Annotated in this window: 19 protein-coding genes and 1 tRNA gene; 9 read left to right on the top strand and 11 right to left on the bottom strand. The window is 63.3% G+C overall.

The genetic code is table 11. The annotated features are described in order from the left end of the window. Nucleotides 1–41: 41 nt before the first annotated feature. Both AC0YKC_RS08020 and AC0YKC_RS08015 read left to right on the top strand, forming a co-directional pair. A complete protein-coding gene (locus tag AC0YKC_RS08020) occupies nt 42–1,043 on the top strand; it encodes a heparan-alpha-glucosaminide N-acetyltransferase (protein ID WP_488510715.1) in 1,002 nt (333 codons plus the stop codon). Continuing rightward, on the top strand, nt 1,040–1,519 hold the full coding sequence (locus tag AC0YKC_RS08015) for a methyltransferase family protein (protein WP_488510714.1): 480 nt from the start codon (nt 1,040–1,042) through the stop codon (nt 1,517–1,519). Before AC0YKC_RS08020 ends, AC0YKC_RS08015 begins: the two co-directional genes overlap by 4 nt. Nucleotides 1,520–1,845: 326 nt before the next feature. Here AC0YKC_RS08015 and AC0YKC_RS08010 read toward each other — a convergent pair whose 3' ends face one another. Continuing rightward, a complete protein-coding gene (locus tag AC0YKC_RS08010) occupies nt 1,846–2,232 on the bottom strand; it encodes a MerR family transcriptional regulator (RefSeq protein WP_027168973.1) in 387 nt (128 codons plus the stop codon). Between the two features lie 144 nt (nt 2,233–2,376). Continuing rightward, nucleotides 2,377–3,774, bottom strand: a complete 1,398-nt coding sequence (gene mgtE / locus AC0YKC_RS08005; protein ID WP_488510713.1) for a magnesium transporter — start codon at nt 3,772–3,774, stop codon at nt 2,377–2,379. 382 nt (nt 3,775–4,156) lie between these two features. Here mgtE and AC0YKC_RS08000 point away from each other — a divergent pair, with 382 nt between their 5' ends. From AC0YKC_RS08000 to AC0YKC_RS07975, 6 genes are all read left to right on the top strand, one after another. Further along, nucleotides 4,157–4,828: a LuxR C-terminal-related transcriptional regulator gene (locus AC0YKC_RS08000; protein WP_434723245.1), complete on the top strand. Its 672-nt coding sequence runs from the start codon at nt 4,157–4,159 to the stop codon at nt 4,826–4,828. Between the two features lie 122 nt (nt 4,829–4,950). Then, nucleotides 4,951–6,141, top strand: a complete 1,191-nt coding sequence (locus AC0YKC_RS07995; protein WP_320295257.1) for an aminotransferase class V-fold PLP-dependent enzyme — start codon at nt 4,951–4,953, stop codon at nt 6,139–6,141. A gap of 10 nt (nt 6,142–6,151) precedes the next feature. Then, nucleotides 6,152–7,135, top strand: a complete 984-nt coding sequence (locus tag AC0YKC_RS07990) for an HpcH/HpaI aldolase/citrate lyase family protein (RefSeq protein WP_488510712.1) — start codon at nt 6,152–6,154, stop codon at nt 7,133–7,135. Between the two features lie 20 nt (nt 7,136–7,155). Next, on the top strand, nt 7,156–8,343 hold the full coding sequence (locus AC0YKC_RS07985; RefSeq protein ID WP_434723247.1) for a malate--CoA ligase subunit beta: 1,188 nt from the start codon (nt 7,156–7,158) through the stop codon (nt 8,341–8,343). 13 nt (nt 8,344–8,356) lie between these two features. After that, on the top strand, nt 8,357–9,256 hold the full coding sequence (gene sucD / locus AC0YKC_RS07980) for a succinate--CoA ligase subunit alpha (RefSeq protein WP_488510711.1): 900 nt from the start codon (nt 8,357–8,359) through the stop codon (nt 9,254–9,256). Between the two features lie 211 nt (nt 9,257–9,467). Continuing rightward, nucleotides 9,468–12,152, top strand: a complete 2,685-nt coding sequence (locus AC0YKC_RS07975; RefSeq protein ID WP_488510710.1) for a phosphoenolpyruvate carboxylase — start codon at nt 9,468–9,470, stop codon at nt 12,150–12,152. Nucleotides 12,153–12,195: 43 nt separating this feature from the next. Here AC0YKC_RS07975 and AC0YKC_RS07970 read toward each other — a convergent pair whose 3' ends face one another. Further along, nucleotides 12,196–13,215 carry a hypothetical protein gene (locus AC0YKC_RS07970; protein ID WP_488510709.1) on the bottom strand — a complete coding sequence of 340 codons (1,020 nt, stop codon included), beginning with the start codon at nt 13,213–13,215 and terminating at the stop codon, nt 12,196–12,198. Nucleotides 13,216–13,396: 181 nt separating this feature from the next. Further along, a tRNA-Leu gene (locus tag AC0YKC_RS07965) sits at nt 13,397–13,481 on the bottom strand. Between the two features lie 182 nt (nt 13,482–13,663). On the opposite strand from AC0YKC_RS07965, the gene lipB reads away from it, so the two are divergent. Beyond that, nucleotides 13,664–14,407 carry a lipoyl(octanoyl) transferase LipB gene (gene lipB, locus AC0YKC_RS07960; RefSeq protein WP_488510708.1) on the top strand — a complete coding sequence of 248 codons (744 nt, stop codon included), beginning with the start codon at nt 13,664–13,666 and terminating at the stop codon, nt 14,405–14,407. A 248-nt stretch (nt 14,408–14,655) separates the two neighbouring features. Here lipB and AC0YKC_RS07955 read toward each other — a convergent pair whose 3' ends face one another. The 7 genes from AC0YKC_RS07955 to mce all read right to left on the bottom strand — a co-directional run bounded on the left by AC0YKC_RS07955 (nt 14,656) and on the right by mce (nt 21,262). Continuing rightward, complete coding sequence (locus AC0YKC_RS07955) at nt 14,656–15,906, bottom strand: site-2 protease family protein (RefSeq protein ID WP_488510707.1); 1,251 nt, start codon at nt 15,904–15,906, stop codon at nt 14,656–14,658. A gap of 535 nt (nt 15,907–16,441) precedes the next feature. Beyond that, complete coding sequence (locus tag AC0YKC_RS07950) at nt 16,442–16,594, bottom strand: hypothetical protein (RefSeq protein ID WP_488510706.1); 153 nt, start codon at nt 16,592–16,594, stop codon at nt 16,442–16,444. Between the two features lie 115 nt (nt 16,595–16,709). Beyond that, on the bottom strand, nt 16,710–17,390 hold the full coding sequence (locus tag AC0YKC_RS07945; protein WP_488510705.1) for an ABC transporter ATP-binding protein: 681 nt from the start codon (nt 17,388–17,390) through the stop codon (nt 16,710–16,712). Beyond that, nucleotides 17,390–18,676 (bottom strand): lipoprotein-releasing ABC transporter permease subunit, encoded by a 1,287-nt coding sequence (locus tag AC0YKC_RS07940; RefSeq protein WP_320295250.1) that lies wholly within the window; start codon nt 18,674–18,676, stop codon nt 17,390–17,392. Before AC0YKC_RS07940 ends, AC0YKC_RS07945 begins: the two co-directional genes overlap by 1 nt. Beyond that, nucleotides 18,673–20,001, bottom strand: coding sequence for a proline--tRNA ligase (gene proS / locus AC0YKC_RS07935; RefSeq protein WP_434723252.1), 1,329 nt, complete (start codon nt 19,999–20,001; stop codon nt 18,673–18,675). Before proS ends, AC0YKC_RS07940 begins: the two co-directional genes overlap by 4 nt. Nucleotides 20,002–20,576: 575 nt before the next feature. Next, nucleotides 20,577–20,861, bottom strand: a complete 285-nt coding sequence (locus AC0YKC_RS07930; RefSeq protein ID WP_488510704.1) for a DUF1467 family protein — start codon at nt 20,859–20,861, stop codon at nt 20,577–20,579. Beyond that, complete coding sequence (gene mce, locus AC0YKC_RS07925; RefSeq protein ID WP_488510703.1) at nt 20,858–21,262, bottom strand: methylmalonyl-CoA epimerase; 405 nt, start codon at nt 21,260–21,262, stop codon at nt 20,858–20,860. Before mce ends, AC0YKC_RS07930 begins: the two co-directional genes overlap by 4 nt. Between the last annotated feature and the right edge of the window lie 8 nt (nt 21,263–21,270).

Below are 21,270 nucleotides of genomic sequence, written 5' to 3'. Positions count from 1 at the left end.
CGTGATAGTCATTCGGCTCGACTGAATCGGATTGCGTGACGATGAGCCTTCAAACGATGAGCGACCCTGTTCAGGACGCACCGAAGTCCAGCCGCATCGTCGCCTTTGATGTCCTGCGCGGCGTCGCGCTGCTCGCGATGGCGAGCTACCACTTCACCTGGGATCTCGAAAACTTCGGCTACACCACGCCAGCCCTCACCGCGTTCGGCTGGTGGAAATTGTACGCTCGCTGCATTGCCTCGACCTTCCTGTTCCTGGTCGGCGTCAGCCTTTTCCTCGCCCATGGCCGTCAGATCCGCTGGCCTGGCTTCTGGAAGCGTTTTGCCATGGTCGCCGTGGCGGCGATCGCCATTTCCGCCGTCACATATTTCGTCACCCCCGACGGCTTCATCTTCTTCGGCATCCTGCACGAGATCGCGCTGGCCAGCCTGCTCGGCCTCGCCTTTCTGAGGCTGCCCTGGCTGCTGACGGCAATCATTGCCGCGGCCGTCATCGCTGCTCCCTACTATCTGCGCTCGGAGTTCTTCGACCATCCGGCGCTGTGGTGGGTCGGCCTTTCCGCCACCAACCCGCGTTCCAACGACTATGTGCCGCTTTTCCCGTGGTTTGGCGCGGTGCTTGCGGGCATCGCAGCGGTCAAGCTTGCTTCCGCATCGGGCTTGCTCGCCCGTCTGGGAACATGGGCGCCCGGCCGCTGGTCGAACCCGCTGACCTTCATCGGCCGTCACAGCCTCGCCTTCTACCTCATCCACCAGCCGCTTCTGTTCGGTTCTGTATGGCTTTTCTCCCAGGTCATGCCCGCCGCCCCTCAGGACAAGGAAGCCGGCTTCCTGCCGGCTTGCCAGGCGCAGTGCGAACAGCAGCGGGACAGCAAGTTCTGTACGAGCTATTGTGGCTGCATGCTGGACACGCTGAAGGGCGAAGGGTCTCTCGATAAGCTCTACGCCAACGACCAGTCCAGTGTCTGGAAATCGCATCTGGCCGATCTGGCGGAAACCTGCACCGCCGCGACGGAGGACCAGATGGAGGGAGGGCAGCAATGACGGGTATCATGAAGCCCAGACACGGGATCATTCCCTGGCCGCCGGTGATCTATGTCGTGGCGATTGCGGCGAGCGTCGTCCTCGGCATGCTCTACCCGCTGCCCTGGATCGGCGACATCTTCGGCGATCTCCTGTTCGGCGTCGGCTGGGTGGCGCTGTTCGGCGTCGCCATGCTGTGGATCACGGCCATCCGCGCCATGTTCAAAGCCAGGACGACGCTCGATCCCAATGCCGAGCCAGACCACCTGGTAACGTCCGGTCCCTTCGGCATCACCCGCAACCCGATGTATCTCGCCAACACGCTGCTGCTGATCGGCGTCGCCTTCATCACCGGCATCGCCTGGTTCCTGATCTTTGCCTTCCTCGCCGCCTTCGCGACGCAGAAGCTGGCGATCGAGAAGGAAGAAAAGATCCTGGCGGCGAAGTTCGGCAAGAAATACCGGGATTACGCAAAAAGGGTGCGGCGCTGGATTTGAGGCTGCCTCGCTTGGATCGGTCGCGGGGCCAGGTTCTGGGCAGGTAAGGTTGCGTGTTTCTCATTGGCCGCAACGCCTGATCCATCGTCATTCTAGGGCGGAGCAAGGACCGAAGCGACGCGCGCAGACCCTAGAATCCATTCCGTGACGTTGAGGCGTCGCCGCGGTGCAGAATTCTACTTCGCTGCATCCCACGGCTAAAATCACGGAATGGATCCTCGGGTCTCCGCGTCCGCTTCGCTCCCGCTCCGCCCGTGGATGACGAAGCTGAGAGACTCCGGCCAATCTCGAACGTTTGCGACAGTTAGCATTCGGCTATCAGCGGGCTACGTATTCACGCCGAGCTCAGCCAGTCGCTCCACGCAGGACTCTTCGGCCTGGTCGAGCTCGGCCAGCGTCTCCTCCAGGTCGCGGCGCTTCTGGCGCAAGTCCTCGCGCTTCTCCTCGATGCGCTTGATCATCAGCTTGAGCTGGCCGACCTCGCCGGGCGGCTCCTTGTACATCTGGATGATCTCGCGGATCTCGTTGATCGAGAAACCGAGCCTTTTTCCCCGCATGATCTGCCGGATCAGATGCCGGTCGGACGGTCGGAACAGCCGCGTGCGGCCGCGCCTCACAGGCTGCACCAGCCCCTCATCTTCGTAAAAACGCAAAGTCCGCGTCGACACGTCGAACTCGCGTGTCAGCTCGGTGATCGTATAATATTCCCGCATTCCCACTCCCAAGCCCGGGCATCGCCGCTTGGAGCGTCGCCCTTCCCTCCGATCAGAACCCATCTCGCGCCGGAATCGGCCCGTGACCCCGCGGCAACCTCGCACGGCATTTACGTAAAAGTCAATTAACGCCGGCTTGTTGATTTAGGGAACTCTAAACCACCATGTCGCCAGCCCGAGGAACGCGAAAAACCCGACACAGTCGGTGACGGTGGTGACGAAGACCGCCGAGGCCACCGCCGGATCGATCTTGAGGCGGTCGAGCACCAGCGGGATGAGTATCCCGGCAAGTGCTGCGGCAAACATGTTGATGATCATCGCCGCTGCGATGATGCCGCCCAGATTGGCGTCGCGGAACCAGAAGCCGGCGACCATGCCGATGAGCACCGCAAACACCACGCCGTTGATGAAGCCGACACCGAGCTCGCGACGGATGATGCGGGCGGCGTTGTAGATATCGAGGTCCTTGGTCGCCAGCGCGCGCACGGTCACGGTCATGGTCTGCGAGCCGGCATTGCCGCCCATGCCGGCGACGATCGGCATCAGCACCGCCAGCGCCACGATATGCTCGATCGTGTGGTCGAACAGGCCGATGACCGAAGCGGCAAGGAAGGCGGTCACAAGGTTGACCAGCAGCCAGGGCACGCGCGAGCGCGAGGTGGCGAGCACCGTGTCGGACAGTTCTTCGTCGCCGACGCCGCCCATGCGCAACAGGTCCTCCTCCGCCTCCTCCTGGATAACGTCGACCACATCATCGATGGTCAGCACGCCGACCAGCCGCCCGTTCTCGTCGACCACGGCGGCGGAGAGCAGGTTGTATTGCTCGAACTCCCGCGCCGCCTCTTCCTGGTCCATCGTGGCCGGGATCGCATGCAGGGTCTCATGCATGACCTCCTCGACCTTGACCGCGCGCTTGGTGCGCAGGATCTGGTCAAGATCGATGGCGCCGAGCAGCTTGAAGCTCGGGTCGATGACGAAGATCTGGCTGAAGCGGTCGGGCAGGTTCTTGTCCTCGCGCATGTAGTCGATGGTCTGGCCGATCGTCCAGAACGGCGGCACGGCGACGAACTCGGTCTGCATGCGCCGACCGGCGGTCTCTTCCGGATAGTCCAGTGCCCGCCGCAGCCTGATGCGCTCGGTAAAAGGCAGTTGCGACAGGATCTCATCCTGGTCTTCCTTCTCGAGGTCTTCCAGGATGTAGACGGCGTCGTCGGAATCGAGCTCCTGCACCGCCTGCGCGATCTGCTCGTTGGGCAGATTGTCGACGATGTCCATGCGGATCGCTTCGTCGACCTCGGTCAGCGCCGAGAAGTCGAAATCGGTGCCGAGCAATTCGACCAGCGCGCGGCGCTGTTCGGGGTGAAGCGCCTCCAGCACGTCGCCCAGTTCCGACTGGTGCAGGTCGCCGACTTCACGTTTTAGGGTGATCGTGTCGCGGTCGGCGACCGCCGCGCCGATCTGGGCAAGGAAGGAGGCGCGGACAGCGCCGTCCTCGCCATAGATGTCGGCGTGATGCTCCTCGGCGGACGCGGCGCCCCTCATCTGTCTGTCCTGGCCTTCCACCAGCGCCTCCCGCAACGAGGAATCCCCAAACGAGGTCTAGTGCATGATCCCGAAAAGTGGAAACCGCTTTTCGGGAAATCCAAACCCTGTGCGGCAGATAGCGCGGCGACAGGATTCGTCTTCGAAGGAAGTCGCTCTAGCGCTCGGAATAGCCAAGGAAATGTGGCGGTTGTCTTCGCCTCGCAACCGCTCGATAACAGCGTGGGGCGCCCGCGTCGCGGACGTGACAATCGCTTCAGCCGACGCGACAGCGCATGTCGCTGGGGAAAGAGCACCCCTTCCCCATTGAGGCAGAATTGTCATGATGGATGATCCCCCAGGATCAGCGCATCGCTAAACGGTCCGAGGACAAACGCTGCCCTTGAACATCAAGTCCGCAAAGACGAACCAGGCAAATGCCGAGCAGCGCGTTCGCGTGGTCGTTGCCGAGCGCAATCCATTCGTCGTTTCGGCCCTGCGCGAAATGCTCGAATGCGACGGCCGCTTCGATTTGCTCGGTGCCGTGCACAGCGGCGCACAATTCCTGGAACTGGCCGCCGCCACGCAATTCGATGTCGCCGTCGTCGGCTGGAAGCTCGCCGACATGGACGGCGCCGACGTCCTCACGGAAGTTCAGAACCGCAAGCTCGGCGTGCGCATCACGATCTTTTCCAACGACCACGACATCGGCATCCTGAAGCAATGCGTGCGCCTCGGCGCGCAGGGCTATTGCTTCCAGTTCGACGATCCGCCGGTGATCTTCGAGACGATCCTGGCGGTGGCGCATGGCCGCATCTGCATTCCCTATATCGACATCAACAAGGTCAACGACACGCCGCTGTCCAGGCTCACCGTGCGCGAGCGGGAATTGCTGGCGGTGCTTTCCGACGGCTGGACCAACCTGCAGATCGCGACGCGGACCGGGATTTCCGAGAATACGGTGAAGTACCACCTGAAGAATCTCTACGACAAGCTGGACGTGCGCAACCGCGCCATGGCCGTGGCGCTCTATTCCAGCGAGAAACAACGCACGCCCAAATCGCCTATCGGGTAGGCCAACCGGGTAGGACAGTCCCACCCGCAAGGGCCAACAACTTACCCGGCAAGGTGTTGTTGGCGAGCCTCTTCAAGACGAAACTTCCTCCACAATCACAAACGATCGGAGGAGTTTCGCGCATGGCTGGGTTCACGCATCTTTTCATCCCGGGGCCCACCAACATTCCCGAGCAAGTCCGGCAGGCCATGAACCTGCCGATGGAGGATATGCGCGCTTCCTCTTTCCCCAACCTGACGCTGCCGCTCTTCGAAGACATCAAAAAGGTCTTCAAGAACGAGACCGGCCGCGTCTTCATCTACCCCTCCTCCGGCACCGGCGCCTGGGAAGCGGCGATGACCAATGTGCTCAGCCCCGGCGACAAGGTTCTGATGTCGCGCTTCGGCCAGTTCTCGCATCTGTGGGTCGACATGGCCGAACGCCTCGGCTTCGAGGTCGACGTCATCGACTGCGAATGGGGCACCGGCGTCCCGCTCGAAATCTATGCGGAGCGGCTTAAGGCGGACAAGGCGCACCTCATAAAGGCGGTCTTCTGCACGCAGAACGAGACCGCGACCGGCGTCACCAGCGACGTCGCCGGCTGCCGCGCCGCGCTCGATGCCGCGAACCACCCGGCGCTTCTCTTCGTCGATGGTGTCTCCTCGATCGGCTCGATCGACTTCCGGCAGGAGGAATGGGGCGTCGACTGCGCTGTCAGCGGTTCGCAGAAAGGCTTCATGCTGCCGGCCGGCCTCGGCTTCCTGTCGGTCAGCAAGAAGGCGCTGGCCGCGTCGCGGGTCGCGACCCACCGGCATTGTTACTTTTCCTTCGAAGACATGATCCGCACCAACGACGGCGGCTATTTCCCCTATACGCCGGCCACCCAGTTGCTGCGCGGCCTGCGCGCTTCGCTCGATCTCATCGCCGAGGAAGGGCTGGAGAACATCTTCGCCCGCCATCATCGGCTGGCCGAAGGCGTGCGCAAGGCCGTCGACGCCTGGGGCCTGAAGCTCTGCGCCAAGGCGCCGAAATGGCATTCCGACACCGTCAGTGCCATTGTGGTGCCGGAAGGCATCGACAGCGCCAATGTCGTCAAGCGCGCCTACCAGAAATACAACACCTCTCTCGGCGGCGGCCTCAACAAGGTGGCCGGCAAGGTCTTCCGCATCGGCCATCTCGGCTGGTTGAACGAGGTGATGGTGCTTGCGTCGGTCTCCGCCGCCGAGCTGACGCTGCTCGATTGCGGCGTCGACCTTGCGCCGGGCTCCGGCGTCGGCGCGGCCATCGAGCACTTCCGCCGCACGGCCGACGTGCCTGTCGCCAAGGCGGCGTGAGGAGCGCACCATGAGCCACACCATCAACCACCTGAAGAAACTGAGGCTGCAGCGCAGCGAACTGGCTGTACCCGGTTCGAGCCCCGAGATGATCGACAAGGCGGCGAACAGCGCCGCCGACTTCGTCTTCCTCGACATCGAGGACGCGGTGGCGCCGCCGGACAAGGAGCGTGCCCGCAAGAACATCATCCAGGCGCTGAACGACATCGACTGGCGCGCCAAGGGCAAGACCGTGTCGGTGCGCATCAACGGTCTCGACACCCATTACATGTACCGCGACGTCGTCGACGTCATGGAACAGGCCGGCGACCGGCTGGACACCATCCTGGTGCCGAAGGTCGGCGTGCCGGCCGACCTCTATATGGTCGAAGCCATGGTCAACCAGATCGAGATGGCCAAGGGTTTCAAGACCCGCGTCGGCCTCGAAGCGCTGATCGAGACGGCGCTCGGCATGGCCAATGTCGAGGCGATCGCCGCCACGCCCGGCCGGCTGGAAGCGATGCATTTCGGCGTCGCCGACTATGCCGCCTCAAACAAGGCGCGCACCGTCAACATCGGCGGGCTCAATCCGGACTATCCCGGCGACCAGTGGCATTTTGCGCTGTCGCGCATGACTGTCGCCTGCCGCGCCTACGGCCTGCGCGCCATCGACGGACCGTTCGGCGATTTCTCCGACCCCGAAGGCTACAAAGCAGCCGCCCGACGCGCCGCCGCACTCGGCATCGAAGGCAAATGGGCGATCCACCCTTCGCAGATCGCCCTGGCCAACGACGTGTTCTCGCCGCCGGAGAAGGAAGTCACGCGCGCCCGCCGCATCCTCGAAGTGCTGAAGGAGGCGGAAGCGCTCGGCAAGGGTGCCGCTGCGCTCGACGGCAAGATGATCGACGCCGCGTCGGAGCGCATGGCGCGCAACGTGCTGGTGGTGAACGAGGCGATCGAGCGCGCCAGCCAAACTTTGTTGGCTAATGGGCCGCATGCCGCCGCCGCGCAGTAGAAAAATACCGGGAGGACAAGATGGACATCCACGAATACCAGGCCAAGGAACTGCTTGCCCGCCACGGCGTGCATGTACCGCGCGGCGGCCTCGCTTACAGCCCCGAACAGGCGACCTACCGTGCCAGGGAGATCGGCGGGGCCAAATGGGTGCTGAAGGCGCAGGTTCATTCCGGCGCGCGCGGTAAGGCGGGCGGCATCAAACTCTGCTCGAACGACGAGGAGATCTCCAACGCTGCCGAAGCCATGCTCGGGCGCAAGCTTGTGACCCAGCAGACCGGCCCGCGCGGCAAGCTGATCTCTCGCCTCTATCTTGAGGAGGCCGTCGACATCGCTCAGGAGCTCTATCTCGGCTTCGTGCTCGACCGCAAGGAAGAGCGCGTCATGATCGTGGCGTCGGCCGCCGGCGGCATGGAGATCGAGGATATCTCTGAAAAGAAGCCTGATTCGATCATCCGCGCCACCGTCGACCCCGGCGTCGGCATGCAGGGTTTTCAGGCGCGCGAGATCGCCTTTGGCCTCGGCCTTGAAAGCAACCTGATCGGCAAGGCCACCGAAACCATCCTGGGCTGCTACCAGGTGTTCCGCGACTACGACGCCTCGATGCTGGAGATCAATCCGCTGGTGGTGACGCGCGACGGCAGCCTCGTCGCGCTCGATGCAAAAATGTCGTTCGACGAGAACGCGCTGTTCCGCCGTCCCGAGATTTCCGAGCTGCGCGACAAGAGCCAGGAAGACCCGCGCGAGACCTTCGCCAGCGACCGCGGCCTCTCCTATGTCGGGCTCGAGGGCAATATCGGCTGCATCATCAACGGGGCCGGGCTGGCCATGGCGACGATGGACATGATCAAGATCGCCGGCGGCGAGCCGGCCAACTTCCTCGACATCGGCGGCGGCGCCTCACCCGAGCGGGTGGCAAAATCCTTCCGCGCCGTGCTCGGCGACAAGAATGTCGAGACCATCCTGGTCAACATCTTCGCCGGCATCAACCGCTGCGACTGGGTCGCCGAAGGCGTCATCAAGGCGATCCGCGAGGTCGGTGTCGACGTCCCGCTGGTGGTGCGCCTTTCCGGCACCAAGGTCGAGGAAGGGCGCAAGATCCTCGCCGATTCCGGCGAGGCGGTGATCGTCGCCGACACGCTGGCCGAAGCCGCCGAAAAAGCCGTCGCCGCCTGGCGCGAAGCCACCAAGAACAAAAAAGCAGCCTGAGGGAGGTCGAGAAATGGCAATCCTGCTCAACCGCAGCACGCGCGTGATCGTGCAAGGCTTCACCGGCAAGATCGGCAGCTTCCACGCCGAGGACATGAAGCGCTACGGCACCAAGCTGGTCGGCGGCGTCACCCCCGGCAAGGGCGGCCAGACGCATCTCGGCCTGCCCGTCTTCAACACGGTCAAGGGCGCGGTGCGTGAGACCCGCGCCGAGGCCAGCATCGTCTTCGTGCCGCCGCCCTTCGCCGCCGATTCGATCATGGAGGCGGCGGACGCCGGGATAAAACTCTGCGTCTGTATCACCGACGGCATCCCCTCGCAGGACATGATGCAGGTCAAGCGCTACATGCGCCGCTACCGCTTCGAGGACCGCATGCGGCTGGTTGGCCCGAACTGCGCCGGCGTCATCACGCCTGGACAGGCGCTGATGGGCATCATGCCTGGCAACATCTACCTGCCCGGGCGCGTCGGCATCGTCGGCCGCTCCGGCACGCTGGGCTACGAGGCCGCCTCGCAGATGAAGGCGCTGGGCATCGGCGTTTCGACCAGCGTCGGCATCGGCGGCGACCCGATCAACGGCTCGTCCTTCAAGGACATCCTGCAGCTTTTCGAGCGCGACGAGGATACCGACGCCGTGGTGATGATCGGCGAGATCGGCGGCCCGCAGGAAGCCGAAGCCGCGATCTGGGCGCGCGACAACATGCGCAAACCGCTGATCGCCTACATCGCCGGCCTGTCCGCCCCGAAGGGCAGGCGCATGGGCCATGCCGGCGCCATCATCTCCGCTTTCGGCGAATCGGCGCAGGAAAAGGTCGAGATCCTCAAGGAAGCCGGCGTCGTCATCGTGCCGACCCCTGCTTCTTTCGGCGAGATCGTGGCCGACACGCTGGCGCGGACGAAGAAGGCTGCTTGACAGCTGGCCAGGCGAAAGTCGCGGAAAGCAGAACGTGAAGCCAGTCTCGGGCCGGCGATCTTCGCGGTCGCCGGCCCGGATCGGCTCGCCTTACGGTCGACGCGACCTTGGTCAGAGCAATTCGAGAAACTGTGCGCAGCGATTTTCTATCTGGAATTGCGTGAAAACAAACGCTTAGCGCAGCTCAGCGGCAATGGGCGGGACAGCGGCTTTGGAACAGAGCAAACGCATCAAGTTTCGTGAGGACGAGCGCAGCTTGCTGCTGCGTCTGCTGCTTCAGGTCGCAAGCGCACGCGAGCCCGAGATCGCGGCGGTCCTGAGCGGACGCAGGTCGCTTGTCTCCCTCGCCCCGGAACAGCGCATCCCAGCGCTTCAGGCGAGCGGCGTGTGGTTCCAGTTGCTGACGATTGCCGACGAATTGCTTGCCATGCGGGCGCGGCGCGAACTCGAACAGGGCGCGGGTGTCGACGACGTGCCCGGTTCGTTCGCCAGCGTGATTGCCGGGATGGCGGCGAACGGCCACTCGGCGACGGAAGCGCAGGCGGCGCTCGACGAGCTTTGCGTCGGCCCGACCATGACAGCGCATCCGACCGAGGCCAAGCGCGTCACCGTGCTGGAGATCCACCGCCGCATCTATCGCAAGCTGACCGAGCTCGACCAGCCGCGCTGGGCGCCACGCGAACGCGATCTCTTGGTCGCCGATCTCGAAAGCGAGATCGAGCTTCTGTGGATGACGGGCGAGCTGCGGCTGGAGCGCCCGACGGTCGAGCGCGAGATCGCCTGGGGCCTGCATTTCTTCCGTGAAGTCATCTTCGAGGCGACGCCGCAGCTCTATGGCAAGCTTCAGGACGCCTTCAAGCGTCACTATCCGGGCGAGCCAATCAAAATTCCGTCCTTCATGCGCTATGGCTCGTGGATCGGCGGCGACCGTGACGGCAATCCGAATGTTACGGCCGAAGTCACCGCCCACGCCATGGCCGAATACCGCGACACCGCCATAGGCTGGTATCTGACGCAGGTGCAACGGCTGGTCTCGGTGCTCAGCGCCAGCTCGAACGTCATCGAGCTGCCGGCGGCCTTCAGGCAGGTGCTGCAATCAGCGCTTGATAAGAGCGGAGAGGCGCAAGAGATCGCCACCCGCAACCCCGACGAACCGCTCCGCCAGTTCGCTTCGGCCCTGCTTGCCCGGCTGGTCGCCACGCGCGACGGCGGTACGGCGGCCTACTCTTCCGCGGAGGCGTTTCGCGCCGATCTGAGCGCGCTGTCTTCGGTTCTGGAGGCGATCGGAGGGCGCGCGGTGGTCAGGCGTTTCATCCAGCCGCTGATTTGGCAGGTCGGAAGCTTCGGCTTCCACACCGTCTCGCTCGACATCCGGCAGAATTCCACCGTCGTCAACCGGGTGCTGGCCGAGCTGTTCGCGCTGACGGATCCTGCCGATCCGGTCACACCCGGCACACCGGGTTGGTCGGCGCGCATTCGCGCAGCCCTCAGCCAGGGCGAGCGGCTGGAGATCGACGAAGGGCGGCTCTCGCCGGAAGCGAGCGAACTGCTTTCGACATTCTCGGTTATCGCCAGGCAAGTCTCGGGCTCCGATGCCGACGCGGTCGGCTCCTTCGTGCTCAGCATGACCCGCTCGGCCGACGATCTGCTCGCCGTCTATCTGCTGGCGCAATATTGCGGACTATCGACCGCGCCCGGTGGCGGCGGCACGATCAGGCTCCGGATCGTGCCGTTGTTCGAGACCATCGCCGATCTGCAGGCCGCCCCTGCCATACTCAACGGACTGCTCGGCGTTTCGCTGGTGCGGCGGACGGTGCGCGATTTCGGCGCACGCCAGGAAATCATGCTCGGCTATTCGGATTCCAACAAGGACGGCGGATTCCTGGCATCCAACTGGGAACTGGCAAAAGCGCAAAAGCGCCTCGCCGCCATCGGCCGCAAGCACAACACCAGGATCAGTTTCTTCCACGGTCGCGGCGGCTCCGTCAGCCGTGGCGGCGCGCCGACTGGCCGCGCGATCGCCGCACAACCGCAAGGCACTGTGGCCGGAGCCATGCGGGTGACCGAGCAGGGCGAGGTCGTGTCGTCGAAATTCGCCAATCGCGGCACCGGCCTCAACCAGCTCGAGGTTCTCGCCGCGGCCGTGCTGGCGCACGGTGTCCGATCGGCCGGCGATGCCGGGGAGAAGGAATCGCCGGAGTTCGACGAAGCGCTGGAAGCGTTGGCGGGCATGTCGCAGGCATCCTATGCCGGACTGATGGCCGAGCCGGGCTTCCTCGATTATTTCAACCAGGCAAGCCCGGTCGCGGAACTCGCGCTCTTGAAAATGGGCTCACGCCCGGATCGCCGTTTCGGCGCCAGCGGCATTGCCGACCTGCGCGCCATTCCATGGGTGTTCGCCTGGAGCCAGAACCGTCACCTGCTGACCGGCTGGTACGGTATCGGCAGCGCGCTGAGCGCCTTCGTCACGGTCCGAGGCGAGGCCGGGCGCGAGCTTCTGGCACGCATGTTCGAGCATTCGCGCTTTTTCCGCCTGATCGTCGACGAAGCCGAAAAGACGCTCTACCAGTCCGACATGGAGATTGCGCGGCTCTATGCCGGCCTGGTGTCCGACGGCGATGCTGCCGGACGGATCTATGCGCGCATCGCCGCCGAATACGAATTGACGCGGCGCCTGATCGGCGACCTCACGGGCGGCGATCTTTCCGCGCGCTTCCCGATGTTCAAGCGGCGTTTCGACAATCTGCGCCGCCAGATGGACGACATCCACCGCCTGCAGGTCGATCTGCTGCGCGAAGTCCGGACAAACGCCAGCACGGCGGATCGGAAGCGGGCGACCGACGCCCTGCTCGTCTCGATCAACTGCATCTCGGCAGGGCTGGGGTGGACGGGGTAGGCTCGGTTTTTTGCTGAGATGCCACTTTCACAAGAAGCGCTCTCTAAGAGGTGCGTTCGAGAATTGCCCTGCGGGATTGCATCTGTTCCCAAACCTCTTGAACAGTTGTGCCGGCAGTCAGAGTACCCACCGCCACAACGTAAACTGGGGCTGCCAAATTTCCAAACAGGCGGATGTAGACGAGTATTTGAATTACCCCTCCCTGCTCGTTGAACGCTATGTCGAGTTCATGAAGGTTGGCAGATGGAGCGAACATACCATAGAAGCCGCCAACAAATTGGTAGCATTGTTCCGCCATGTCGCGGAGCGCCGACGGCTTCAGATCAATTAGGTCACGCAGAGTGGGGTTGAAAAGGTTCACGTCGACTAAGGTCGACGCGTATGCGTGAGCGATCTTCGCCAACAATTGGCAAAACCGAAACATGTCTAAGTCTGCGGCTACGAACGGACCCACGCCTCGCTCTATCCATGTCTGCGATGGAACCAGTGGATGGGCGAAGATTCCCCCAAAGCCTGGTTCAGGAAAAATCACGCCGGGCGGGTGCAACCGAGGAAGGACGAGAACAGTGGGGTGGTCTTCCAACTCAGGGTGGATTTCTGTTTCTATCCCGCCCATAAGAGAAGTGAAGGTGACCGTTACGCCGTCCCGTTTCCGTTTCTTGCCGTGTAGTTCCTTACGGCGCCTTACAGCGAGCAGGAGATGACGAAGAATACTCCCTTCGATGCTGCTGGTGATACCTTCATGCTTCTGACAGCAGGCTCCGGGGAGTTCTAGAGTCCCCCCTATCCCCTCTGGAACGACATGTTCGCGACTAAGGGGCCGAGTTCCACCTTTCTCGTATTCCGTTGCGCCGCAGTAGATACACTTGCCTACGTCCGGCAATCGGCCAAAGACGCGGCGCGGGTTGACGGTCATTGCGTTCCTTAGCATTGCTGCTTCTGGAGGGTGGGTTTCCGGCCAGTCTGAAACCTTCTCGGATTGGTCAAACGCTATTTTGACCCTGAGCCGTCGTGTTTTGCGATCGGTCACAGGTCGGCCAATATTTTTCTCGCGAAATGGCATCGATGGAAACCGTCACACAGAAGAACGCTAGGCGGAGGGAGGTTGCAATGCGCTGCGATTTCCGTTGCGCGCTTGCTATCAACTTAAAAGCCTAGATAGGAATTGCTCTGAACAGTCGGAGCAACCTTCAGCACTGGCAGCAATGTACAACTAAGCATCTCGATGCTTGGCAAAGAGAGCTTGGTGCGGTCGAGAAGACTCGAACTTCCACGGGTTGCCCCACAGCGACCTCAACGCTGCGCGTCTACCAATTCCGCCACGACCGCACGTGGTAGGAGCCGGAACCGTCCGGCCCGGGGCCTGTAGCAAATCGTTTCCGGCGAAACAAGTGCGCTGAGCGGAATATTCGTCGCTCATCTGCACAACCCTCTGCAGGCCGGCTTCATGCTGGTGAAACTGGACGTTTTGACCGATTGCCGCCATATGAGAGGAGCATCGAGAAAGTTCCATGACAGAACGCAGCCAGATCGCCACGTCGTTCCTGCCGCTCCCCGGTTCGGTGCCGGTGGAATGGGTGATCGAACCTGGCCTCACCGCCTATCCGGACGCGCTGGCCTTCATGGAGGCCCGCGCCGAAGCGATCCGCAGCGGAACGGCAGGCGAGATGGTCTGGCTGGTCGAGCATCCGCCGCTCTACACCGCCGGCACCAGCGCCCGCAGCGAGGACCTGATCGACCCCGACCGCTTCCCGGTCTTTGCCGCCGGCCGTGGTGGCGAATACACCTATCACGGCCCGGGACAGCGCGTGGCCTATGTCATGCTCGATCTCAAGCGTCGGCGCGAAGATGTGCGCGCCTTCGTCGCGGCGCTCGAAGAATGGATCATCTCCACGCTCGCCGCCTTCAATGTGCGCGGCGAACGGCGTGAGGACCGAGTCGGCGTCTGGGTGGTGCGGCCGGATCGCCCTGCCCTGCCGGACGGCACGCCGGCCGAGGACAAGATCGCGGCGATAGGCATCCGGCTGCGGCGCTGGGTGAGCTTCCACGGCATCGCCATCAACGTCGAGCCGGACCTCGGCCATTTCGGCGGCATCGTGCCCTGCGGCGTCTCGGATCATGGCGTGACCAGCCTTGTCGATCTCGGACTGCCGGTCACCATGGCCGATCTCGACCTCGCGCTGAAGTCAGCGTTCGAGGACGTGTTCGGTCCTGCAGCCGTTCCGGTTGCCGAGCCTGCCCGCAAGGCCGGCTGAGCGTCGCTCCGCCTGGAGTGTGTTGAGATTCGGGTCAGGTCGAGACGAAGTCGAAGACGGGCGCGAAGCGACCGAACAAGGTGGATTCCGAGAACCGGCCTACGCCGGCCGTAGCCTTCATGGAGCGAAGACCCCTATGAGGGCTTCGGCCGGCGAAGGCCGGAGCGGAGCGTACTTGAAATACGTGAGCACCGGAAGCGCAGGAAGCCGCCGTTTGCAGGCCGACCTCACCTGAAACTCAGCACACTCTACATCAGTTGCGCCGAGGCCCACAGCATACCGTAGCCGTGGATGGCGAAGACGGCGAGCAGCGCGCCGGCCATGGCCAGCCGGTCGACAGTCTTGATCGGCTTCAGCTCGTGTCGCGGCTTTACGCCGCTGCCCATGGTGATCAGGCTGAGGATCGCGAACACCGCGCCAGCGATCAGCAGGAAGCTCGGTGAGAAACCGGCCTGCCAGCCGAGCGCCAGGAGCGCCGACAAAAGCAGGAAGGACGCCAGCGCGAGTGCCGCCGGCCCCGGGCAGATCTGGCGCAACACCTGGCCGCCGTCGAATTTCCACACCGGCACCAGATTGGCGATGTTGAACAGCGAGGCGCAGCCGGCAAGCGTGGCCAGGAGCATGGCGGCGAGCCGATGTCCTTCGCCGTTGGCGAAGCCGCTGGCGGCGATCAGCACCGGCACCAGGAAAGCGGAGAAGCCGGCGCCCATAAGCGCCACGAAGGCGACCTCGAAGCGGCTGTCATAGGGCCTGCCGCCGATGGCGATGCCGCCAAGCAGCGGGATGAAGATCATCCGCGCCCGGCGATGCCCGGTCAGCCGGAAGGCGGCCATATGGCCGAGCTCGTGCAGGGCGACCACCGACGTCAGGATCGCGGCCAGCGCGAAGCCGCCGATATTGAGGCCGAAGAACGGCCACAGGATCAAGGCCGAAAGCACGGCAAAGCCGACCTGGCTCAGCGGATGCTCGAACCAGCCGCCCTTGCGATACGTGCCGGTAGCCGCCCAGACATCCAGCTTGCGGAGCTCGCGGCGCATGGCGAAGAAACGGAAGATAAGGAACGCGACGCCGCGATAGCGATCGGTCTGGGTAAGCGTGACACGCGTGGCATCGCCCTCGGGCACCAGTTCGGCGGTCTCGCGATAATTCGCCCAGAACGATGGATCGAGCGCCGTGTCGTCGACGACAATCATCGAGAAGTAGCTTCCTTCCTTCACATCCTCGAACCGCGCCTTGCGGTCGATCGGCCGGCCGTCCCGTCCTTCCCAGGAGAGCCGGATCAGCGCCGTCCCCTCGCTGTCCAGGGGCTCGGCGGAAAGGATTTCGCCCGACCAGCCGGCATCGCCGCCGAACGGCCACAGCGCCTGCCAGAGGCGATTGCGGTCGGCCTCGATCACGCGGCTCGCCGTCACCGTGCGCAGTCCGAGCGGCACGGTCATCAAAAGAAAGATCAGTCCGAGATTGCCGGCCACGAGGGTGACCGTGACGATGACCGACACTTGCCTTCGCTCCCTGTCTTGAAGGAGCAGCCTAACGGCGGCGCGGCCAAGAAAGACTTAACAAACATGGGCGGGCTCTTGCCCGTCCCTGGCGGGCTCTTATCCGTTCCGGGCGGGTCTTCCCCGTCCCTGGGCAGGTTCTCGCCCGCTCGAACAAACGGGCGGGCATTTGCCCGTCCCGTATGGCGGCAAGGCCGCCTGATCACATGGCGCCGATCCAGATCGCCATCGAAACGAGAAAGGTGCTCATGCAAACCAGCGAGACGACATCCTGAACCAGATCAGACATAACTCTCTCCGTTGTTGGTATGTTCGTAATTTGTTCTAATTTTGTTCGAATGTCAACGACCATCCTGGCACGACGACAGGCAGAGAATTTTGCACGGTAAATGAAAGGTTAATCGCTCGCTGCAAGGAAAGCGCTGTGCTGCGAGAGCTCCCGAAAGGCCACGAGATCAAACGCTATCGGTTGCCAACCGTCGCGCGCAACGTGCTGATGGATGCCTGTTGTCTTGGCGGCAGGAGCGCTCGAAACCTACGACTGCGGGCAGCCGCAGGTTTCCCGATTGAAGCCCTGGACGCACCGGTATGAGCCGCCATGCGGACATCCGAAAAGCAGGGAGTAAGCGGTCGACAAGGCGACCGCCAGGAACAACAGCACGACAATCCCGAGAATGACCTTTTTCACGGCGGCCTCCGACCGGCGAGAGGCCGCATTCTATCACGTTCGTGACAGAGGCGTCGCGCTGACAAGCGTTGCCGTCTAAAAGCCAGCTCCAGGCCTACGCTGGGTCGACCGGGCCTTAGAGAGGCACCACCTTGCCCTCGGCCAGCGTCACGCGCCGGTCCATCCGAAAGGCCAGCTCGTGGTTGTGGGTGACGATCAGCGCCGCCAGCCCCGACTGCCTGACCAGCGCCTCCAGCGCGTCGAACACATAGGAAGCGGTAACCGGATCGAGATTGCCGGTCGGCTCGTCGGCCAGGAGCACCAGCGGCGCGTTGGCGACCGCGCGGGCAATGGCGACGCGTTGCTGTTCGCCGCCGGAAAGCTCGGCCGGCCGGTGCTGCGCGCGCTTGCCGATCTGCATGTAGTCGAGAAGCTGGGCTGCCCGTTCCGAAGCGTCCTTGGAGGAAAGCCCCTTGATCAGTTGCGGCATCATGATGTTCTCGAGCGCCGAGAACTCCGGCAGCAAATGATGGAACTGGTAGACGAAGCCGACGTCGTTGCGGCGGATCGCGGTGCGCTCCTCGTCCGACAGCCGGCCGCAGGCACGGCCGGCGAGGATCACGTCGCCCGCGTCGGGCCGCTCCAGCAGCCCCGCCGTGTGCAAAAGGGTGGACTTGCCGGTGCCCGACGGCGCCACCAGCGCCACCATCTCGCCGCGCCTGAGCGAAAAGTCGGCGCCGTTCAAAATGGTGAGCTTGCGCGGCCCCTGCACATAGTGCCGCTCGACGCCCTTCAGCTCGATAATGGCTTCGGCCATCACTCGTACCTCAGAGCTTCGACGGGATCGAGCCGGGCGGCCCGCCAGGCCGGGAACACCGTCGCGAGGAACGAAAGGGCAAGCGCCATGATGACCACATAGGTCGTCTCGCGCGGGTCCATCTTCGCCGGCAGCTGGCTGAGGAAATAGAGCTCGGGGTTGAACAGGATCCTGCCGGTCATCCAGGAGAAGAACTGGCGGATCGATTCGATGTTGAGGCAGATGACGACGCCGAGCAGCACGCCGGCGATCGTCCCGGTGACGCCGATCGCCGCCCCTGTCATCAGGAAGATGCGCAGGATCGCGCCGCGCGAGGCGCCCATCGTGCGCAGGATGGCGATGTCGTGGCCCTTGTCCTTCACCAGCATGATGAGGCCCGAAATGATGTTGAGCGCCGCCACCAGCACGATCAGCGTCAGGATCATGAACATGACGTTGCGCTCGACCTGCAGCGCCGAAAAGAAGGTCTCGTTGCGCTGGCGCCAGTCGACGAGATCGACCGGGCGCTGCGCCGCCTGCTCGACCAGCGGCTTCAGCGCATCGACATTGTCGGGATTGTCGACATAGATCTCGATGGTCTGCGCGCGCCCGTCCATGTTGAAATAGAGCTGCGCCTCCGAGAACGGCATGTACACGATCGAACTGTCATATTCCGACATGCCGACCTCGAAGATCGCCACGACCTTGTAGCCCTTCATGCGCGGCGTGGTGCCGAGCGGCGTCACGTCGCCGTCGGGAGAGATCAGCGTGATCGTGTCGCCGAGCACCAGCCCGAGGCTCTCCGCCATACGCTTGCCGATCGCCACGCCCTCGCCGGTGTCGAAACCGTCGAGCGTGCCCTGCTTGATGTTGCTGGAGACGATCGAAATCTTGCCGAGGTCTTCGCCGCGGATACCGCGCACCAGGGCGCCCGTGCCGCCGCCGACATTGCCTTGCGCCAGCACCTGGCCGTCGATCAGCGGAATGGCGTATTTGACGCCAGCGACACCGTTGATGCGGCTCGCCACCTGGGCGTAATCCTCCAGCGGCGAATCGAGCGGCTGCACGATGAGATGGCCGTTGACGCCGAGGATGCGGGTGAGCAGTTCGGCGCGAAAACCGTTCATCACGGCCATGACGACGATCAGCGTCGCGACGCCGAGCATAATGCCGAGAAAGGAGATCGAGGCGATGACCGAGATCACCGTTTCCTTGCGCCGCGAGCGCAGGTAGCGCCACGCCACCATGCGCTCGAATCCGGAAAAGGCGCCCGCCCCTGATCTGGCCGCTGTCGCCGCCTCGCTCATGCGGCGATACCCAGGCGCTTCTTGGCCTCGGCGATCGGCAGCGTCTCGCGCTCGCCCGACTTGCGGTTCTTGATCTCGACCTCGCCGGCGGCCACGCCGCGCGGGCCGACGATCACCTGCCACGGCAGGCCGATCAGGTCGGCGGTGGCGAACTTGCCGCCCGGCCGCTGGTCGGTGTCGTCATAGAGCACGTCCTTGCCGGCCGAAGTAAGCGCCGCATAGAGCTCGTCGCAGACGCGGTCGCATTCGCCGTCGCCGACCTTCATGTTGATCAGGCCGATATCGAAGGGTGCCACCGCCTCCGGCCAGATGATGCCGTTCTCGTCATGGCTCGCCTCGATGATCGCCGCGACCAGCCGCGACGGGCCGATGCCGTAGGAGCCGCCGGAAGCGTAGTGGTCCTTGCCGTCGGGGCCGGTCACCTTGGCGTTCATCGGCTTGGAATACTTCTCGCCGAAGTGGAAGATATGGCCGACCTCGATGCCGCGCGCCGAGAGCCGGTCGCCTTCGGCGACTTTCTCCCAGGCCGCCTCGTCATGCATTTCGTCGGTAGCGGCGTAAGGCGTCGTCCATTTCTGCACGATCTCGCCGATCTCGGCATCGTTGGAGAAGTTCGTGCCGGCGCCCGGCACGTCGAGCGACAGATAGGCGCGGTCACAGAACACCTGGCTCTCGCCGGTCTCGGCAAGGATGATGAATTCATGGCTGAGATCGCCGCCGATCGGACCGGTATCGGCGCGCATCGGAATGGCTTGCAGCCCCATGCGCGTGAACGTCCTGAGGTAGGACACGAACATGCGGTTGTAGGCGGCCCTGGCGCCCTCGAAATCGAGGTCGAAGGAGTAGGCATCCTTCATCAGGAATTCTCTGCTGCGCATGACGCCGAAGCGCGGGCGCACCTCGTCGCGGAACTTCCACTGGATGTGGTAGAGGTTGAGCGGCAGGTCCTTGTAGGACTTCACGTAGGCGCGGAAAATCTCAGTGACCATCTCTTCGTTGGTCGGACCGTAGAGCATGTCGCGGTCCTGGCGGTCCTTGATGCGCAGCATCTCCTTGCCGTAGTCGTTGTAACGGCCGCTTTCGCGCCACAGATCCGCCGACTGGATGGTCGGCATCAGGATTTCCAGCGCGCCGGCGCGGTCCTGTTCCTCGCGGATGATCCGGCAGACCTTGTCCAACACGCGCTTGCCCAATGGCAGCCACGAAAAGCTGCCCTGCCCTTGCTGGCGGATCATGCCGGCGCGCAGCATCAACCGGTGCGAGACGATTTCGGCCTCGCGGGGATTTTCTTTGAGAATGGGCAGGAAATAGCGCGACAAACGCATGGACTGGTCCGTGAATGAAAATGGCGGCGCGGGGAATCGGCGCACCTTAGGCTGCTTGCCCGGGTTTCATAGCCATTTCATGGCCGAATGGAAACCCGAGTGCCCCAAAGTATCGGGGCCTTCTGCACCTTACCAAAAAGGCGATTTTGGCCGCAAAGTGCCGCAAATGGCTTTTTGATCGATTCACAAGCAAGCCCTGCCGCACTATTGTGCAGTGCAGCACGATATTGCCTGTTTCGAGGCAAAATTCTTCGTGACATTTTCACCTGCCTTGGTCTAGTGTGCCCCGATAACCGAGAGGGCGGAGAAAAATCTGCTCTCCTACGCGGTCAAAGTCTTGGGAGGATGCGATCTAGGCGCGGTAACTCGCTGCCGCCGGACACCGGAAACGGATCGGACGCGTTTAAATTGCAAGGCCTCGTGCCTTGCATTTTTTTTGTGCAATCATCTGCTTAGCACAGCCATCTGCCAAACAGCATTAGCCATGGATAGCTGCCGAATTCGGAAGCCGGCTTCCGAATTCAACCTTGGCGCGCGTATGCTCTTCAATACTTGCGGAAACTGTATCTTCAGCGTCAGTGACTGCCGTTCGGACTAAAGTCCGGCATGATCCGCATGATGTCGTCGAAGCTGAATCCCAGGCCCATCGTCAGGCCATAGAGGATGCCCATCACGATCACCGTCACGATGGTCGCGCGGATGAAGGCTCGCAGCATATGCGGGCCGCGCGGTGCGCTGGAAACGGTGCCGAGCGTGACATCCTGGTCGTCGTCCTGGGTGCGCAGGCTGAACGGAAGAACAACGAACAGCACCAGCCACCAGGTGACGAAGAACAGCGCGGCGAACAGAATCCAGTTCATGCCTGCTCCAGTTCGACGAGCGTGCCGAAGAAATCCTTGGGATGCAGGAACAGCACCGGCTTGCCATGCGCGCCGACCTTCGGGTTGCCGTCGCCCAGCACGCGCGCGCCGCTTTGTTTCAAATGATCGCGAGCGGCCAGGATATCGTCAACCTCATAGCAGACGTGATGCATGCCGCCGGAGGGGTTCTTCTCGAGGAACGCGGCGATGGGCGAAGCCTCGCCCAGCGGCTCCAGCAGCTCGATCTTGGTGTTGCCGACATCGACGAACACGACGGTGACCCCATGTTCCGGCAGCGCCTGCGGCGCGCTCAACCGCGCGCCCAGCGTATCGCGATAGGCGGCCATCGCCGCGGCCAGATCCGGCACGGCAAGCGCGACATGGTTCAGGCGTCCAAGCATTGGCGGTT

Source organism: Mesorhizobium sp. CNPSo 4661 (assembly GCF_057784215.1).
This window is presented reverse-complemented; position numbering and strand designations above follow the sequence as displayed.

Excerpts from the sequence above, each read along its gene's own strand:
- AC0YKC_RS08020 (WP_488510715.1), top strand. The coding sequence starts at position 42 with ATGAGCCTTCAAACGATGAGCGACCCTGTTCAGGACGCACCGAAGTCC.
- AC0YKC_RS08015 (WP_488510714.1), top strand. The coding sequence starts at position 1,040 with ATGACGGGTATCATGAAGCCCAGACACGGGATCATTCCCTGGCCGCCG.
- AC0YKC_RS08010 (WP_027168973.1), bottom strand. The coding sequence starts at position 2,232 with ATGCGGGAATATTATACGATCACCGAGCTGACACGCGAGTTCGACGTG.
- mgtE (WP_488510713.1), bottom strand. The coding sequence starts at position 3,774 with ATGAGGGGCGCCGCGTCCGCCGAGGAGCATCACGCCGACATCTATGGC.
- AC0YKC_RS07995 (WP_320295257.1), top strand. The coding sequence starts at position 4,951 with ATGGCTGGGTTCACGCATCTTTTCATCCCGGGGCCCACCAACATTCCC.
- AC0YKC_RS07990 (WP_488510712.1), top strand. The coding sequence starts at position 6,152 with ATGAGCCACACCATCAACCACCTGAAGAAACTGAGGCTGCAGCGCAGC.
- AC0YKC_RS07985 (WP_434723247.1), top strand. The coding sequence starts at position 7,156 with ATGGACATCCACGAATACCAGGCCAAGGAACTGCTTGCCCGCCACGGC.
- sucD (WP_488510711.1), top strand. The coding sequence starts at position 8,357 with ATGGCAATCCTGCTCAACCGCAGCACGCGCGTGATCGTGCAAGGCTTC.
- AC0YKC_RS07970 (WP_488510709.1), bottom strand. The coding sequence starts at position 13,215 with ATGCCATTTCGCGAGAAAAATATTGGCCGACCTGTGACCGATCGCAAA.
- lipB (WP_488510708.1), top strand. The coding sequence starts at position 13,664 with ATGACAGAACGCAGCCAGATCGCCACGTCGTTCCTGCCGCTCCCCGGT.
- AC0YKC_RS07945 (WP_488510705.1), bottom strand. The coding sequence starts at position 17,390 with ATGGCCGAAGCCATTATCGAGCTGAAGGGCGTCGAGCGGCACTATGTG.
- AC0YKC_RS07940 (WP_320295250.1), bottom strand. The coding sequence starts at position 18,676 with ATGAGCGAGGCGGCGACAGCGGCCAGATCAGGGGCGGGCGCCTTTTCC.
- proS (WP_434723252.1), bottom strand. The coding sequence starts at position 20,001 with ATGCGTTTGTCGCGCTATTTCCTGCCCATTCTCAAAGAAAATCCCCGC.
- AC0YKC_RS07930 (WP_488510704.1), bottom strand. The coding sequence starts at position 20,861 with ATGAACTGGATTCTGTTCGCCGCGCTGTTCTTCGTCACCTGGTGGCTG.
- mce (WP_488510703.1), bottom strand. The coding sequence starts at position 21,262 with ATGCTTGGACGCCTGAACCATGTCGCGCTTGCCGTGCCGGATCTGGCC.